This window comes from Pantoea alfalfae, assembly GCF_019880205.1.
Lineage (GTDB): Bacteria > Pseudomonadota > Gammaproteobacteria > Enterobacterales > Enterobacteriaceae > Pantoea > Pantoea alfalfae.
This window is the reverse complement of sequence record NZ_CP082292.1, coordinates 3,525,357-3,538,745: the sequence shown is the minus strand read 5'-3', so window position 1 is coordinate 3,538,745 and position 13,389 is coordinate 3,525,357. Positions and strand designations below refer to the sequence as shown.

At 55.5% G+C, this 13,389-nt stretch carries 15 protein-coding genes; 9 read left to right on the top strand and 6 right to left on the bottom strand.

The features are described 5' to 3' along the window. The first annotated feature begins 28 nt into the window (after nt 1–28). The 5 genes from rpsO to K6R05_RS16520 all read left to right on the top strand — a co-directional run bounded on the left by rpsO (nt 29) and on the right by K6R05_RS16520 (nt 5,859). Complete coding sequence (gene rpsO / locus K6R05_RS16540; RefSeq protein ID WP_003851063.1) at nt 29–298, top strand: 30S ribosomal protein S15; 270 nt, start codon at nt 29–31, stop codon at nt 296–298. A gap of 310 nt (nt 299–608) precedes the next feature. After that, nucleotides 609–2,744 (top strand): polyribonucleotide nucleotidyltransferase, encoded by a 2,136-nt coding sequence (gene pnp, locus K6R05_RS16535; RefSeq protein ID WP_222924682.1) that lies wholly within the window; start codon nt 609–611, stop codon nt 2,742–2,744. Between the two features lie 129 nt (nt 2,745–2,873). Beyond that, nucleotides 2,874–3,758 carry a lipoprotein NlpI gene (gene nlpI / locus K6R05_RS16530; RefSeq protein WP_161731844.1) on the top strand — a complete coding sequence of 295 codons (885 nt, stop codon included), beginning with the start codon at nt 2,874–2,876 and terminating at the stop codon, nt 3,756–3,758. Between the two features lie 105 nt (nt 3,759–3,863). Beyond that, nucleotides 3,864–3,920 carry a protein YrbN gene (gene yrbN / locus K6R05_RS22410; RefSeq protein WP_098053093.1) on the top strand — a complete coding sequence of 19 codons (57 nt, stop codon included), beginning with the start codon at nt 3,864–3,866 and terminating at the stop codon, nt 3,918–3,920. Nucleotides 3,921–3,936: 16 nt separating this feature from the next. After that, complete coding sequence (locus tag K6R05_RS16520; protein ID WP_013359913.1) at nt 3,937–5,859, top strand: DEAD/DEAH family ATP-dependent RNA helicase; 1,923 nt, start codon at nt 3,937–3,939, stop codon at nt 5,857–5,859. A 55-nt stretch (nt 5,860–5,914) separates the two neighbouring features. Here the strand turns inward: K6R05_RS16520 and K6R05_RS16515 are convergent, their stop codons facing one another. Next, the gene (locus K6R05_RS16515) at nt 5,915–6,661 is read right to left on the bottom strand and encodes an SDR family NAD(P)-dependent oxidoreductase (protein WP_222924681.1); all 747 of its coding nucleotides are present in this window, start codon (nt 6,659–6,661) and stop codon (nt 5,915–5,917) included. A gap of 172 nt (nt 6,662–6,833) precedes the next feature. Between K6R05_RS16515 and K6R05_RS16510 the strand changes: the two genes are divergently transcribed. After that, nucleotides 6,834–7,754, top strand: coding sequence for an AraC family transcriptional regulator (locus tag K6R05_RS16510; protein WP_161731848.1), 921 nt, complete (start codon nt 6,834–6,836; stop codon nt 7,752–7,754). Here the strand turns inward: K6R05_RS16510 and K6R05_RS16505 are convergent, their stop codons facing one another. From K6R05_RS16505 to ubiU, 3 genes are all read right to left on the bottom strand, one after another. Beyond that, the gene (locus tag K6R05_RS16505) at nt 7,755–8,765 is read right to left on the bottom strand and encodes a luciferase-like monooxygenase (protein ID WP_161731850.1); all 1,011 of its coding nucleotides are present in this window, start codon (nt 8,763–8,765) and stop codon (nt 7,755–7,757) included. Between the two features lie 115 nt (nt 8,766–8,880). Continuing rightward, on the bottom strand, nt 8,881–9,759 hold the full coding sequence (locus K6R05_RS16500) for a U32 family peptidase (protein WP_161731938.1): 879 nt from the start codon (nt 9,757–9,759) through the stop codon (nt 8,881–8,883). A 9-nt stretch (nt 9,760–9,768) separates the two neighbouring features. Then, the gene (gene ubiU / locus K6R05_RS16495; RefSeq protein WP_161731852.1) at nt 9,769–10,764 is read right to left on the bottom strand and encodes a ubiquinone anaerobic biosynthesis protein UbiU; all 996 of its coding nucleotides are present in this window, start codon (nt 10,762–10,764) and stop codon (nt 9,769–9,771) included. 202 nt (nt 10,765–10,966) lie between these two features. Here ubiU and ubiT point away from each other — a divergent pair, with 202 nt between their 5' ends. Both ubiT and K6R05_RS16485 read left to right on the top strand, forming a co-directional pair. Then, nucleotides 10,967–11,491, top strand: coding sequence for a ubiquinone anaerobic biosynthesis accessory factor UbiT (gene ubiT / locus K6R05_RS16490; RefSeq protein WP_161731854.1), 525 nt, complete (start codon nt 10,967–10,969; stop codon nt 11,489–11,491). Then, on the top strand, nt 11,485–11,991 hold the full coding sequence (locus tag K6R05_RS16485) for a GNAT family N-acetyltransferase (RefSeq protein WP_161731856.1): 507 nt from the start codon (nt 11,485–11,487) through the stop codon (nt 11,989–11,991). Before ubiT ends, K6R05_RS16485 begins: the two co-directional genes overlap by 7 nt. On the opposite strand, the gene K6R05_RS16480 is transcribed toward K6R05_RS16485, so the two are convergent. Further along, the gene (locus K6R05_RS16480; RefSeq protein WP_161731858.1) at nt 11,975–12,268 is read right to left on the bottom strand and encodes a GIY-YIG nuclease family protein; all 294 of its coding nucleotides are present in this window, start codon (nt 12,266–12,268) and stop codon (nt 11,975–11,977) included. The two genes, K6R05_RS16485 and K6R05_RS16480, sit on opposite strands and share 17 nt — an antisense overlap. Before the next feature lie 74 nt (nt 12,269–12,342). Here K6R05_RS16480 and K6R05_RS16475 point away from each other — a divergent pair, with 74 nt between their 5' ends. After that, entirely contained in the window at nt 12,343–12,771 is a 429-nt protein-coding gene (locus tag K6R05_RS16475) for a YhbP family protein (RefSeq protein ID WP_222924680.1), read from the top strand. A 35-nt stretch (nt 12,772–12,806) separates the two neighbouring features. Here the strand turns inward: K6R05_RS16475 and K6R05_RS16470 are convergent, their stop codons facing one another. Beyond that, nucleotides 12,807–13,328, bottom strand: a complete 522-nt coding sequence (locus K6R05_RS16470; RefSeq protein ID WP_033731332.1) for a type 1 glutamine amidotransferase domain-containing protein — start codon at nt 13,326–13,328, stop codon at nt 12,807–12,809. Nucleotides 13,329–13,389: the final 61 nt, after the last annotated feature.

The window sequence follows — 13,389 nt, the reverse complement described above, 5'->3', positions numbered from 1 at the left end:
ATACATTCATTTATTACTGGAGTTTATTATGTCTCTAAGCGTAGAAGCTAAAGCAGAGATCGTTGCTAAATATGGCCGTGGTGCTAACGACAGCGGTTCAACTGAAGTTCAGGTTGCCCTGTTGACCGCGCAGATTACCCATCTGCAGGGTCACTTCTCTGAGCACAAAAAAGACCACCACAGCCGCCGCGGTCTGCTGCGCATGGTATCACAGCGTCGTAAGCTGCTGGACTACCTGAAGCGTAAAGACGTTGCACGCTACAGCAGCCTGATCGAAAGTCTCGGTCTGCGTCGCTAAGTCTGAAGAATCTGATCGTCGGGGCATTATGCGGACTTTTGCACTGTGTGCAGCTTACGATCAGATTTGTGCGAGTTTCGTGAAGAGGGGGCCTTTATGGCCCCTTTTTTCGAGCAATCGGCAGCAATCCGGGCCAAACTGATGTATTGTTGCTTAGTGTGATCTTTAGTTTGCAGAATTTCGCGCGGCTAATGAGAGGCTTTACCGCAGGGGCGGTCGAGGGTTGTCATTAGTCGCGAGGATGCAGCTGAAGATTGGTAATCAATGGCAGGCTACAGATAGCCCTGCCCCGAAGTTAAGGACTTTGATTTTGCTGAATCCGATCGTACGCAAATTCCAATATGGTCAACATACCGTCACGCTGGAAACCGGCATGATGGCTCGCCAGGCGACAGCCGCTGTGATGGTGAGCATGGACGATACTGCAGTGTTCGTCACTGTTGTAGGTCAGAAAAAATCTAAACCAGGTCAGGACTTCTTCCCACTGACCGTGAACTATCAGGAGCGTACTTACGCTGCTGGTCGTATCCCAGGCAGCTTCTTCCGTCGTGAAGGCCGTCCAAGCGAAGGCGAAACCCTGATTTCGCGTCTGATTGACCGCCCGATTCGTCCACTTTTCCCGGAAGGCTTTGTTAACGAAGTCCAGGTTATTGCCACCGTGGTGTCTGTCAACCCACAGGTTCATCCAGACATCGTTGCGATGATCGGTGCTTCTGCTGCACTGGCGCTTTCTGGTCTGCCGTTCAATGGCCCGATTGGCTCTGCACGTGTAGGTTACATCAACGATCAATATGTTCTGAACCCAACCGCAGATGAGCTGAAACAGTCTCGTCTGGATCTGGTTGTTGCCGGTACGCAGAATGCCGTTCTGATGGTTGAATCTGAAGCTGAGATCCTGTCAGAAGAGCAGATGCTGGGCGCCGTGGTCTTTGGCCATGACCAGCAGCAGATCGTTATCGAAAACATCAATGCCCTGGTTGCTGAAGCAGGCAAACCGCGCTGGGACTGGCAGCCAGAAGCCGCCAATACCCCGCTGATTTCTCGTGTTGCTGCCCTGGCAGAAGCGCGCATCAGTGATGCTTACCGCATCACTGACAAGCAGGAGCGTTACGCGCAGGTTGGCGTCATCAAAGACGAAACCATTGCTGCGCTGCTGGCTGAAGATGACACGCTGGATGGTTCAGAAATCGGCGACATCGTGCATAGCCTCGAAAAAACCGTTGTTCGTACCCGCATCCTGAATGGCGAGCCACGTATCGATGGCCGTGAAAAAGATATGATCCGCGGTCTGGACGTGCGTACTGGCGTATTGCCACGTACTCACGGTTCATCACTGTTCACCCGTGGTGAAACGCAGGCACTGGTTACGGCAACGCTGGGTACTACCCGTGATGCGCAGAACCTGGATGAGCTGATGGGCGAACGTACCGACAGCTTCCTGTTCCATTACAACTTCCCTCCATACTCTGTCGGTGAAACCGGCATGGTCGGTTCGCCGAAGCGTCGTGAGATTGGTCACGGTCGTCTGGCGAAGCGCGGTGTGTTAGCGGTAATGCCTAAAGCGGAAGATTTCCCTTACACCGTTCGCGTCGTGTCTGAAATCACCGAATCAAACGGCTCCTCTTCAATGGCCTCTGTCTGTGGTGCCTCACTGGCGCTGATGGATGCAGGTGTGCCAATCAAAGCCGCCGTTGCCGGTATCGCGATGGGTCTGGTGAAAGAAGATGAGAAGTTTGTGGTTCTGTCTGATATCCTGGGCGACGAAGATCATCTGGGCGACATGGACTTCAAGGTAGCCGGTAGCCGTGAAGGTATCACCGCGCTGCAGATGGACATCAAAATCGAAGGCATCACGCGTGAAATCATGCAGGAAGCCCTGAACCAGGCCAAGGGTGCGCGTCTGCACATTCTGGGCGTAATGGAACAGGCTATCAGCACACCGCGTACTGAGATTTCTGAATTTGCACCGCGCATCTACACCATCAAAATCAGCTCTGACAAGATCAAAGATGTGATCGGTAAAGGCGGCTCAGTGATTCGTGCACTGACTGAAGAGACCGGCACCACGATTGAAATCGAAGATGACGGCACCGTGAAAATCGCTGCGACCGATGGTCTGAAAGCGAAAGAAGCCATTCGTCGTATTGAAGAGATCACTGCAGAAATCGAAGTGGGCCGCATTTACAGTGGTAAAGTGACCCGTATCGTTGATTTCGGTGCCTTCGTTGCCATCGGCGGCGGTAAAGAAGGTCTGGTTCACATTTCACAAATCGCTGATAAGCGCGTTGAGAAAGTGACTGACTACCTGCAGATGGGTCAGGAAGTGCCGGTTAAGGTGATGGAAGTTGATCGCCAGGGTCGCGTACGTCTGAGCATCAAAGAAGCGACAGAATCTAAGCCGCAGACTGAAGAAGCTGCAGCGGTGACCACGCCTGACGCTGAATAAGTCGTTGCTGATTTGCCCCTCTTTGCCTGGCAGAGAGGGGCGTTTGTATCATCGCGAGGGCGGGAATCCTTGTGCACAGCAGGCGGATGACAGGATGGTTATCCCAATGTTTGTATTCGGGAGTGGGAAATGAAGCCTTTTCTGCGCTGGTGTTTTGTTGCGACAGCTTTGACGCTGGCAGGATGCAGCAACTCCAATTGGCGTAAGAACGACGTTCTTGCAGTGCCTTTACAGCCCACACTGCAGCAGGAAGTGATACTGGCGCGCATGGAACAAATTCTTGCCAGTCGCGCTCTCACCGATGATGAACGCGCACAGCTGTTATATGAGCGCGGAGTGTTGTATGATAGTTTAGGTCTGCGGGCATTAGCGCGGAACGATTTTTCGCAAGCGCTGTCTATAAGACCAGATATGCCCGAAGTGTTTAACTACTTAGGCATATATTTAACGCAGGCGGGCAACTTTGATGCCGCCTATGAAGCGTTTGATTCTGTACTTGAGCTTGATCCAACTTACAACTATGCGCATTTAAACCGTGGTATCGCCCTCTATTACGGCGGTCGATACAAGTTAGCGCAAGATGATCTGCTGGCGTTTTATCAAGACGATCCTAACGATCCTTTCCGCAGTCTGTGGCTCTATCTCGTTGAACGTGAGATGGATGTCGACAAGGCAAAAGTCGCGCTTAAACAGCGTCACGACAAAGCGGTCAGAGACCAATGGGGATGGAATATTGTCGAGTTCTACCTTGGAGATATCAACGAGAAAACGTTGATGGAAAGTCTCAAGGCGGACGCAACGGATAACACCTCGCTCGCTGAACATCTCAGTGAAACCAACTTCTATTTAGGTAAGTACTACCTAAGTCTGGGGGAGAAGGACGACGCGAAAGCGTTGTTCAAACTGGCGGTGGCCAACAACGTTAACAACTTTGTTGAACACCGATACGCATTGTTGGAACTGGCGCAACTCGGCCAGGCACAAGACGATTTATCAGAATCTGACCAGCAATAGCTGACGAACTTAATTTGCCTGTAAAACCTGTTAAGTCATCATCTTAAAGGATGAAGGCTTTTCTGTTCGTCAAAACTTCTAATTTGAGCCGGTTCACACTTTTTGATGAAAATGACTGAAAGTTTTCACGACGAGTTATGTAGACTGGCCGCCGCAATCTAAGAGGCACGTGTACTACATGACTGATATTCAAACCACTTTTGCTGACCTTGGCCTGAACGCCGACATCCTTGAATCACTGAATGGCATGGGCTACGTAAAGCCATCCCCAATCCAGGCTGAGTGTATTCCTCACCTGCTGGCGGGCCGTGACGTGTTAGGCATGGCGCAGACCGGGAGTGGTAAAACTGCGGCATTTTCTCTGCCGCTGTTAAACAACATCGACCCGACTGTTAAAGCACCGCAAATCCTGGTGCTGGCACCGACCCGCGAACTGGCGGTACAGGTTGCTGAAGCAATCACCGAATTCTCTAAGCACATGCGTGGCCTGAACGTGGTTGCCCTTTACGGCGGCCAGCGTTATGACGTGCAGCTGCGCGCTCTGCGTCAGGGACCACAGGTTGTTGTGGGTACCCCTGGTCGTCTGCTTGACCACCTGAAACGCGGCACGTTAGAACTCTCTAACCTGCGCGGCCTGGTGCTGGATGAAGCTGATGAAATGCTGCGTATGGGCTTCATCGAAGACGTTGAAACCATCATGGCTCAGATTCCAGCCGGTCATCAGACTGCACTGTTCTCTGCAACCATGCCGGAAGCGATTCGTCGCATCACCAAACGCTTCATGAAAGATCCACAGGAAGTGCGTATCCAGTCAAGTATGACAACGCGTCCTGATATCAGCCAGAGCTACTGGACCGCTTACGGTCGTAAAACAGATGCACTGGTTCGCTTCCTGGAAGCAGAAGACTTTGATGCTGCCATCATCTTCGTGCGTACTAAAAACGCAACGCTGGAAGTGGCAGAAGCACTGGAGCGTAGTGGCTACAACAGCGCCGCGCTGAACGGTGATATGAACCAGGCTCTGCGTGAGCAGACGCTGGAGCGCCTGAAAGATGGTCGTCTCGACATCCTGATTGCAACCGACGTTGCGGCCCGTGGCCTGGACGTTGAGCGTATCAGCCTGGTTGTGAACTACGACATCCCGATGGATGCAGAATCTTACGTTCACCGTATCGGTCGTACCGGTCGTGCTGGTCGTGCTGGCCGTGCGCTGCTGTTCGTTGAGAACCGCGAGCGTCGTCTGCTGCGCAACATCGAACGTACGATGAAGCTGACTATCCCTGAAGTTGAACTGCCTAACGCAGAACTGCTGGGTGAGCGTCGTCTGGCCAAGTTTGCCGCTAAAGTTCAGCAGCAGCTGGAAAGCAGCGATCTGGATCAGTACCGTGCTCTGCTGACTAAAATGCAGCCGGAAGATGAACTGGATCTGGAAACGCTGGCCGCCGCACTGCTTAAGATGGCACAGGGCGAACGTCCTCTGATTCTGCCACCAGAAGCACCACGTCCTGCACGTCGTGAATACCGCGATCGTGACGAGCGTGATGGCCGTCGTGACAGCCGTGAAGCGCGTAGCGATCGTGGCCCACGTGAAAGCCGTGACAGCCGTGATGGCGATCGTCCACGTCGCGAACGTCGTGACGTTGGCGAAATGCAGCTGTACCGCATCGAAGTAGGCCGTGATGATGGTGTTGAAGTTCGTCACATCGTTGGCGCTATCGCTAACGAAGGCGACATCAGCAGCCGTTACATCGGTAACATCAAGCTGTTCGGTAACCACTCGACTATCGAGCTGCCGAAAGGCATGCCAGGCGATGTGCTGCAGCACTTCACCCGTACGCGTATTCTGAACAAACCAATGAATATGCAGCTGCTGGGTGATGCTCAGCCAAACGAAGGCCGTGGCGATCGTCGTCCAGCCGGTGCTGGCGGTGAGCGTCGCAGCGGTCCGGGCGCAGCTAACCGTGAAGGTGGTCGTCGCTTCTCTTCTGAACGCCGTGAAGGTGGTCGTGAAGGCGGTGGACGTACTTTCAACCGTGAAGGTAGCCGTGGTCCACGTCGTGAAGAAGGCGCAGCTGCCGCTCCACGTCGTCGTGATGCATAACGACTTAACGTCGTAATAAAAAGGGAAGCCGCTGGCTTCCCTTTTTTTATGCCTGTCAGGCACCCCCGCTGATCATGACGCGCTCGCCGCTGACATAAGCGGACTCCTCAGAGGCCAGAAATAGCGCGACCTGCGCCACATCCTCCGGCAGACCAAAACGCCCCAGCGGGGTAGCCGCCAGCAGCTGTGCCTTGAGCTGCGGACTCATCCTCTTCGCAGCCAGTAATCCCTCGGTCAGGATCATCCCAGGAGCCAGCGCGTTAACCCGGATATTCCTGGCGCCCAGTTCGCGCGCCAGCCCCTGAGTCAGGGTATCCACCGCGCCTTTGGTGGCCGCCCAGAGTACGGAACCCGGCGTGCTGTTTTTACTGTTCAGGGCACTAAGATTGATAATGCTGCCGCCATGCGCGGGGAAATGACGAATCGCCTGCTGACAGACCATCAGCGTGCCGAGCAGGTTAATGTTGATCTGCTGCTGCATCTCCTCCTGCGTCAGCGCCGCAAACTCGCCGTGATGAAAGCTGCCCGCATTGTTCACCACAATGTCCGGTGCGCCGAAACACTCTGCAGTTGTGGCGAACAGCCGTTCCACATCCCGCAGATGAGAAATATCAGCCTGTACCGCCACGGCTTCACTGCCCAACGTGACGATATCGCTGACTACGTCAGCCGCTCCCACCTCGTCCTGACGATAGTTGACCACGACGCGCGCGCCCGCTGCGGCAAATGCGATGGCAATGGCCGCGCCAATGCCTTTGGACGCGCCGGTCACCAGTGCAATTTTATTCTGCAATGCTTTCATTATGTCATTCTCCGCCGTAATGATTGCGTCGAAAGACTATGCGCGCGGCTGACGAAAAGCGGGTAGCGCAATCCTGCAAGCTTTTTGCACGATCCTGCAAAAGTGCTGCACCAGCAAAGGCATTCCGCCAGACGTCAGGTAATATCGGCACAGAGCGGAAGGGGAGAACGCAGTGACAGAGAGTAACAAGTGGCAGGCGCTGGCACAGTTAATTGCCCGTCATGCGCCGGAGGATGGCCGGCATTCCAGCGCCATCGACTGCCTGTTTTTTGGCCGGGTTTCAGCACCTACTGAGCCGATGCACTTTGCTCAATGGGCCAGTTTTGCGCTGGTGGCGCAGGGCAGCAAAGCGCTGCATATGGGTGATGAGGTGCTGCACTATGGACCAGGGGATCTGCTGCTGGTAACGCTGGATATGCCAGTGCGCGCCTGCGTCACTGTCGCCACGCCGGAAAAGCCCAATCTCGGGATAGGTATCGCCATCAATGAATCCCGGCTTATGCGCTACCTTGAACAGTTTCCGCCAGCGCTGCCGCTGGTGACCGCAGGCAATGAACGGGGTGTCACCGTGCATAAGGTTTCACCTTTGCTGGTGGATGCAGTCATCCGGCTGGTGCGTCTGCTTGACCACCCGGAAGATATTGAGGCGCTGGCTCCGCTGATTGAGCAGGAGATTTTCTACCGGCTGCTGACCGGGCCGGAGGGCTCGCGCATCCTGAATATGGCGCTGGCTGAGCGGCCGGGTAACCGGGTGGCGCAGGCTGCCCGCTGGCTGCGGGAGAATTTTCACCAGCCGCTAAAGATCGATCAGCTTGCCAGCAGTGTCGGCATGAGTATCTCTTCGCTGCATCATCACTTCAAAGCCGTAACGGCTATGACGCCGATGCAATACCAGAAACAACTGCGGCTCAATGAGGCGCGGCGTTTGATGTTGGTGGAAAAGCTGGATGCCGGTACGGCAGGCTATCGGGTGGGCTATCAGAGCGCATCACAGTTCAGTCGTGAATATCGCCGCCTGTATGGGCAATCTCCTGCCAGGGATAGTCGTCAGTTGGCGGTGAGCCCGGATACCCTGCGCCCACCGCAAAACTGATTACAGGCTGTCTGCCGCTTCCATCGCAATGGCAAAGGAGCGCAGACGAGCTTCGCTGTCAAAAATCTGGCCATTAACCATAATTTCATCTGCCTGCGTTTCACGCATCAGCGAAGCCAGGCCATGACGCACCTTGTCGGTATCGCCCACCAGCGACATGCTGAGTGCCTGCTGAACGCCATACTGCTCTGACGGCGACCAGAGATTATCCATATTCTCAACCGGGGCCGGTAACGGGCCCGGTTTGCCGCGGCGCAGGTTAATAAACTGCTGCTGCTGCGAGGTAAACAGGAAGCGCGCATCACGCTCATTATCAGCGGCCACCACGTTAATGCAGACGGTGGCATAGGGCTTGTCGAGACGCGCCGAGGGCTGGAAGTTCTCACGATACACATGCAGTGCCTGGAAGAGCTGGTCAGGCGCGAAGTGGGAGGCAAAGGCAAACGGCAGGCCCATTTTTGCTGACAGCTGCGCGCTGTAGAGGCTGGATCCGAGTAGCCAGACCGGGATCTTCAGCCCCAGACCCGGCACTGGCTGAACCGGCAGTTGCGCATCCGGGCCAGCATCGAACCAGTTAATCAGTTCAGCCACATCTTCGGGAAAGGTGTCCGCATGCATGCTGGACTGGTGACGGCGCAGCGCCATCATGGTGCGCTGGTCAGAACCGGGCGCGCGACCTAAACCGAGATCGATACGGCCCGGATAGAGAGAGGCCAGGGTGCCAAACTGCTCGGCGATGACCAGCGGCGCATGATTAGGCAACATAATGCCACCGGAGCCCAGCTTCAGTGTCTCGGTGTTCGCCGCCAGATAGCCGATCAGCACCGACGTCGCAGCGCTGGCAATCCCTGTCATGTTGTGATGTTCAGCCAGCCAGTAGCGTTCGAAGCCCAGTTTTTCAGCCTGACGCGCCAGCGCCAGGGAATTATGGAACGCATTCCGTGCGGTCGCACCCTGTGGAATCGGCGCAAGATCCAGCACGGACAGGCGAAGAGGTTTTTTATCAGACATGACTACTCCCGTTGTATGGCGCAGGCGTAAAAACCTGCACCATTTAGTATTACGCATCATTCCTTATATTAAAACTGCTAACCTCAGCAGGAATATAGCCGGTATGTGCTTTTACTCAGGATGCCAGCGTCATACCCGCCAGTTTGCGCCAGTAACCGTTACAATCGCAGCCTTTCGCGACCATAAGCGGAGCCTGACCGTTTTCATTGGCGCGGAAACGGTCGATCTCTGCCAGCGTCGACGTATCCTGCGGCGAGAGTCTCACGCAATCGACCTGGCCACGCATCCCCGCCAGATCGTTACCCAGGTTATAGCAGTAGCCGCTCATGGTCTGAATGCCATTGAGGACGAACACCTGTTGTCCCTCCTGAGAGTTGACGCGGCGACCTGTCGGATAGTTGATACAGCAGGTTTCGCAGTCATCTTTCGCGCGATTTTCCGAGCGGGCGGTGAAACAGCGCGCTGACAGCGCCAGCGGCAGATGACCGTAACCCATCACCTCCACCTCAAACTGTTTGCGGATACCCCGCGTCTCGCACTGCGCCAGCAGCTGTAGCAGCCAGTCACGCGACATCTCCACCGGCATACACCAGCGCGTCATGCCCTCTTTAACCAGCAGCTGCAGCGTGTCGGCATTATAGACATTCAGCGTGGGACCGGCGACAAAGGGCAAATGGCGCTCAGCGGCCATATTGACCGTGCCGATATCATTGGCTTCAATCAGGAACTCGCCGTTTTCTACGTAGCGCTGCAGCTCTTTCAGCTCAGAGGGTGATTGCAGCAGCGCCAGCGTGCTGAGTACAACCTGTTTGCCGCTGGATGCCACGTCACGCGCCAGCGCCATCCAGCGGGCATAGGGCGTAGCGCGGCGTTTACTGCACACCGCTTCGCCGAGATAAATAATATCCGCACTACTGCGGACAGCCTGCTGATAAAAATCGTCCAGCGTATCGGTCGGCCAGTACCAGAGCACCGGTCCAAGAGCATATTGCATCATGACTCCTTATTGCCATTCACGGTGATAAGCACCCAGCGTGGTTTGTGTGCCTTCAGAGAGATCGCCCAGCGTCTGCATCCACTGTGGCGCCACGTCAAACTGCTCCGGCTGCGCCTTGCAGCGATCGATTGCCTGACGCCAGACGCGCGCCACATCAGCGACGTAGGCGGGACTGCGCTGCCGGCCTTCGATTTTCACCGAGGCGATGCCTGCCCGCAGCAGCTCTGGCAGCAGTTCCAGTGTGTTGAGACTGGTCGGTTCCTCCAGGACGTGATAACGCTGATTGTTAACCTCATAGCGTCCTTTGCAGAGCGTCGGGTAACCGGCGCTCTCATCGGGGGCGTAGCGATCAATTAGCACTTCATTCAGGCGTGACTCCATGCCCTGCGGCGTCTGCTGCCAGCGTACAAATTTCGCCGGGGAGCAGGCACCTGCGCTGTTAGGTGATTCGCCGGTCATCCAGGAGGAGAGGTAGCAGCGGCCTTCTGCCATAATGCACAGACTGCCAAAGGCGAACACCTCCAGCGGCACCGGCGTGCTGCGTGCCAGTTGTTTAACCTGATGAATCGACAAGACGCGCGGGAGTACCACCCGCTGCAGATTGAAGTGGCGATGATAAAAGCGAATCGCCTCAAGATTGGTTGCCGATGCCTGTACAGAGAGATGACGTTCAACCTGTGGATAGTGCTTCGCGGCGTACTCCAGCGTAGCGATATCAGCCAGAATCAGGGCATCTGCCCCGTTTTGCGCCGCCACATCAATCGCCCGCTGCCAGCGTCCCATGCCATCGGGATGGGCAAAGGTATTGATTGCCACATGCAGTTTGCGCTGATGCTGATGGAGATAACGCGCCGCTTCAGCCAGCTTTTTATCAGTGAAGTTCAGGCCCGCAAAGTGACGAGCATTGGTGTCATCTTTCAGTCCCACATAGACCGCATCCGCGCCATTTTCTACGGCGGTGCGCACTGCGGGTAAGTTTCCTGCCGGGCAGAGCAGTTCCATAGGTGTTCCTCTCAACATGCGATGGGCGTCGAGTCTAGGCATCTGGTCTGGTCTGTGTGTTGATTTAAGGCAGTGAAATTTCAGTTCATCTTTCCCGGCAGCGTTTTTTCCCGCTATTGCCGCGTTTTTTATTGATCCCGGATGAGGCGCGCAGAAAAGGATATGGCAATATACGTAAAATTTTCTGAAGGGAGTGACGAAAGTGTTAGAGCGGATACATGCCCATTGTGTGAAGACCGGTCCAAAAATCTTAGGGTTACCTGTAGCGCTCACCCCATTCCCGGTCAAAAAGTTGCTGCTGCAACAACTCTTAAACTGGCAATTTCGCCATGCTTTGGCTGAAGGTGAGTTAGACTTTCTGAATGGTCGCCTGCTGGGTATCGAGATTGCCGATCTTAATCTGCAATGGATAACCACGCTGCAGGATGGCCGACTGGCGGTATTGCAACAGTCCGAAGCGGATGTCTGGTTTCGGAGCAATGCCAATGATCTGTTGCTGGTGGCAGCACGTAAAGCAGACCCCGATATGCTGTTCTTTCAACGCCGTCTGGTGATTGAAGGTGACACAGAACTGGGACTTGAGGTGAAGAACGTAATGGATGCTATTGAACCCGAGGCTATGCCCACTGCGTTACGCACGGCTATTGAGCAGATGGCGGCATTTGTCGACGCCGGCATGAAACAGGACGCGAAGGCCGCACAGCCGCGCGCAGGTGCCGCATGTTGATCCGTAGCGAAATTGGTGTTGATGCCGCAGGCATCGACGTACTGCTCAGACGCTGCTTCAGTCACTCCGCCGAGGCGGAACTGACTCAGGCGCTGCGTGAAGATGGCCTGCTGACCTTAGGCGTGGTCGCCACAGATGACGAGGGACAGGTGCTGGGTTATGCCGCATTCAGTCCGGTCAGCGTTCAGGGCGACGATCGCGGCTGGGTGGCGCTGGCACCGCTGGCCGTTGATGAGACGCTGCGCGGTCAGGGCATTGCCAGCAAGCTTATTTATGAGGGGCTGGATACACTTAATGAATTTGGCTACAGCGCGGTTGTCGTGCTGGGCGATCCGGCGCTGTTCAGCCGGTTTGGTTTTGAACCGGCTGCACGTCATGGCCTGCGCAGTCGCTGGCCGGGAACAGAGGCAACGTTCCAGGTCTACCGTCTGGCGGACAATGCCTTTGACGGCGCGGAAGGGCAGATCGACTACGCCGAACCCTTTAATCGCCAGCCGTAATACGTAGCCAGCTCTCCAGGCTGATCGGCTGACCCGCCACCAGCAGTAACTTCTGCTGATGGGTCAGTTGCTTAACCTGATACTCCAGTCTGGAGGCGCTGGCGCGATCGCCCGCCTCACAGTGAAACACCAGGTCCAGCGGGCCTTTGCCGCGCAGCGCGCGGGCGCCACGTCCGCTCTGGTGCTGAGCAACCCGGCGCACCACATCCGTGGTGATGCCGGTGTACAGGCTCCCTTTCGCCGTCCGGACGATGTAGAGTTGCCACTGCTGACCCATCGTAAACTATTCCCAAAAAAGGTGCCGGGCAGTGTAGCGCGCTTCACGCTCCGGTGCACCACCAGGAGTTTATCTTGTCCGATCACGCCCATCTGGTTCGCTACCTCAGAAAGCAGCATGTACTTTCTCTCTGCTGTACCGCCGACGATCAACTCTGGTGCGCTAACTGCTACTACGTCTTTGATGAGACACGCATGGCCTTCTGGATTATGACCGAACCCGCTACCCGCCACGGTGAATTAATGGTACAGAATCCGCAAGTTGCAGGCACTGTCAATGGCCAGCCCAGAACTGTGCTGCTCATTAAAGGGGTACAGTATCGTGGCCGGGTCAGACGGCTGGAGGAAGCAACAGAGCAGGTCGCCAGAGCGGCTTACCAGAAACGTTTTCCGGTCTCACGCAAAGTGTTGGCCCCGCTGTGGGAGATTGAGCTGGATGAGGTGAAGATGACGGATAATGCGCTGGGATTCGGCAAGAAAATTGCCTGGCAGCGGGAAAAATAGACACGCCCCTTTCGGCTGAAAAGGGCGCGGCGGAATTACAGCGCTTCGAGGATCCGCAGGGATTCACGGTTAAAGGCCGGTAAATCGTCCGGCGTACGGCTGGTGACCAGCTTATCGCCGTCCACCACCACTTCCTTGTCATGGAAGTCAGCACCGGCATTGATCAGGTCAATGGCAACGGCTTTAACGGTGGTCATCTTGCGACCGCGCACGCCGTTCGCGCTAATCAGCAGCTGTGGACCGTGGCAGATGGCAAAGATCGGTTTGCCGCTGGCGACAAACTCTTTGGTAAAGGCAACAAAACGATCGTCGCCGCGCAGAGCGTCAGGCGAGTGACCGCCTGGCAGCAGCAGGGCATCAAATTCCGCCGGGCTGACATCATCAATGCTGCGATCGATGGTCACTTCCGCTTCGCCTTTCTTGCCTTTAACGACATTACCGGCCTGTTTCTCAATGGTCACGACCTCAAAACCCGCGCCTTTGTAGGCTTCCGCAGGTGAGGTAAATTCTGAGTCTTCAAATTCGTCGGTAATCAAAACCGCAACTTTCTTGCTCATCTTTTTTTCCTCCTTAAAGTTGTGGAGAGCGTGGCGCGCTTTCCGGATCACGCTGTAAGCC

Excerpts from the sequence above, each read along its gene's own strand:
- nlpI (WP_161731844.1), top strand. The coding sequence starts at position 2,874 with ATGAAGCCTTTTCTGCGCTGGTGTTTTGTTGCGACAGCTTTGACGCTG.
- K6R05_RS16515 (WP_222924681.1), bottom strand. The coding sequence starts at position 6,661 with ATGAAAGCATTGCAGAATAAAATTGCACTGGTGACCGGCGCGTCCAAA.
- K6R05_RS16520 (WP_013359913.1), top strand. The coding sequence starts at position 3,937 with ATGACTGATATTCAAACCACTTTTGCTGACCTTGGCCTGAACGCCGAC.
- K6R05_RS16505 (WP_161731850.1), bottom strand. The coding sequence starts at position 8,765 with ATGTCTGATAAAAAACCTCTTCGCCTGTCCGTGCTGGATCTTGCGCCG.
- K6R05_RS16500 (WP_161731938.1), bottom strand. The coding sequence starts at position 9,759 with ATGCAATATGCTCTTGGACCGGTGCTCTGGTACTGGCCGACCGATACG.
- K6R05_RS16470 (WP_033731332.1), bottom strand. The coding sequence starts at position 13,328 with ATGAGCAAGAAAGTTGCGGTTTTGATTACCGACGAATTTGAAGACTCA.
- ubiU (WP_161731852.1), bottom strand. The coding sequence starts at position 10,764 with ATGGAACTGCTCTGCCCGGCAGGAAACTTACCCGCAGTGCGCACCGCC.
- rpsO (WP_003851063.1), top strand. The coding sequence starts at position 29 with ATGTCTCTAAGCGTAGAAGCTAAAGCAGAGATCGTTGCTAAATATGGC.
- K6R05_RS16480 (WP_161731858.1), bottom strand. The coding sequence starts at position 12,268 with ATGGGTCAGCAGTGGCAACTCTACATCGTCCGGACGGCGAAAGGGAGC.
- K6R05_RS16485 (WP_161731856.1), top strand. The coding sequence starts at position 11,485 with ATGTTGATCCGTAGCGAAATTGGTGTTGATGCCGCAGGCATCGACGTA.